This is a genomic window from Enterococcus sp. B2E4 (genome assembly GCF_030499455.1).
In the GTDB taxonomy this organism is placed as follows: Bacteria; Bacillota; Bacilli; order Lactobacillales; family Enterococcaceae; genus Enterococcus_D; species Enterococcus_D casseliflavus.
In genome coordinates this window covers 1-534 of record NZ_JAUKPK010000056.1, presented here as the reverse complement: position 1 = coordinate 534, position 534 = coordinate 1, and the positions used below count along the sequence as shown (strand labels likewise).

Here is a 534-nt window from a genome sequence, read left to right as displayed (position 1 = left end):
TCAAATCTCAATTTATGGAGCAGTTCGAAGGGTATGAGAAGACAAGGTTAGGTGAAATAGCAAATATAACAGCAGGTCAAAGTTCCCCTCATGATGATGAGTTTTCTGAAGAAGGTACTCCTTTTATAAAAGCTGGAAATTTAGAGGACTTAAAGTTGTTAAGAATTTCTGAGCAAGAATGTAATCTTGTAGATGAAAAAACAATCAAAGAAAGAAAGTTGAAGCTGCATAATTCCGGAACGGTCTTGGTAGCAAAAAGTGGAATGTCATGCTTATCAGGGCACATTTATTCGCTGAAAAAGGCGGCATATGTAGTTTCGCATTTGGCATGTATACAGCCTATAGATATGATAAGTACCACAGAATATATAAGAACCTTTTTTATGACAGTTGGAACTAAGAGTTTAATAAGGGATGTCTCCTACCCTGCTATACAATTAGCGCAGTTTGCAGAAATGGAAATTCCAGATGTTCCATACAAAGAGCAGATACGGTTTGCGTCCTTTGTTCGACAGAGCGATAAATCAAAATTTG

At 36.9% G+C, this 534-nt stretch carries 1 protein-coding gene; it reads left to right on the top strand.

The genetic code is table 11. The annotated features are described in order from the left end of the window. Window positions 1-534: restriction endonuclease subunit S (locus Q1X33_RS16620; RefSeq protein ID WP_301969849.1), on the top strand; the 534-nt coding region annotated here is incomplete at both ends.